Source organism: Oleiphilus sp. HI0067, assembly GCF_001635735.1.
Window position 1 is genome coordinate 1 of record NZ_LWFI01001092.1, and the last position, 1321, is coordinate 1321.

At 44.4% G+C, this 1321-nt stretch carries 2 protein-coding genes; both read left to right on the forward strand.

Annotated elements, in window-relative coordinates:
- Positions 1 to 500: peptide chain release factor-like protein (locus A3739_RS15760; RefSeq protein ID WP_304440282.1), on the forward strand; the 500-nt coding region annotated here is incomplete at its 5' end.
- Between the two features lie 18 nt (positions 501 to 518).
- Positions 519 to 1321: amino acid--tRNA ligase-related protein (locus A3739_RS15765; RefSeq protein ID WP_231877092.1), on the forward strand; the 803-nt coding region annotated here is incomplete at its 3' end.

Here is a 1321-nt window from a genome sequence, read left to right on the forward strand (position 1 = left end):
GCCTAGTTCGTAAATCACCTTTTGATTCGGGAAATCGTCGCCATACTTCATTTGCTTCTGTGTTCGTCTCCCCAGAGATTGATGACAATGTCGACATTGAAATTAACCCAGCAGATTTGCGTATCGATACATATCGATCAAGTGGTGCGGGTGGTCAGCACGTCAACACGACGGATTCAGCGATTCGTATCACGCACGAACCTTCGGGTATTGTTGTTCAGTGTCAAAATCAGCGTTCACAGCATCAGAACAAAGACAAGGCCATGCAACAGTTGCGTGCCAAACTCTATGAACTTGAGATGATGAAGCGTAGTGAAGCAGCACAAGCCTTAGAAGAGAGCAAATCGGATATCGGCTGGGGAAGCCAAATCCGTTCTTATGTACTAGATTCTTCTCGTATTAAAGATTTACGTAGCAATGTCGAAACTAGCAACTGCAATGCAGTGTTAGATGGCGATTTAGATCAGTTTATTGAAGCTAGCCTCAAGCTAGGATTGTAATTTTATTCGGAACCAAACATGTCGAACGATGTAAAGTCAGAGCAAAGCCTATCTATTGAAGATGAAAACAAGTTGATCGCAGAGCGAAAAGCGAAACTTGAGCAGTTGCGTGAAGGTAGTAAATCGAACGGTCACCCCAATGACCACCGTCGTGAGAACTTAGCGGGTGATTTGCAAGCGCAGTATGGTGATAAGAGTAAAGAAGAGCTTGTTGAGTTAGCTATCCCTGTTGCTGTTGCCGGGCGCGTTATGCGTCGTGGTGGCCCGTTTGTAGGCATTCAAGACGTATCTGGCTCAATCCAGAGTTATGTGGGCAAGCCTATCCAGAAAGAATCGAAAGATTGGGCCAACCTAGATCTTGGCGATATTGTTGGAGCAACCGGCACGCTGAGTAAATCAGGTAAGGGTGACTTATATGTTGAAGTTACTGATGTCGCTAACTTCCGTATTTTGACGAAATCTTTGCGTCCTCTGCCTGATAAATATCATGGCTTAGCGGATCAAGAAACAAAGTATCGTCAGCGTTATGTTGATTTGATTGCTAACGAAGATACGCGCAACACCTTCATGATTCGTTCGAAGATCGTGAGTGCTATTCGCAATTACTTAGCTGAAAAAGACTTCATGGAAGTTGAAACACCAATGCTTCAGGTGATTCCAGGTGGTGCGACGGCTAAGCCATTTGAAACGCACCACAATGCTTTAGATATCGACATGTTTTTGCGTATCGCGCCAGAGCTATATTTGAAGCGTTTAGTTGTTGGCGGTTTTGATCGTGTGTTTGAAATTAACCGTAATTTCCGTAATGAGGGGCTGTCAAC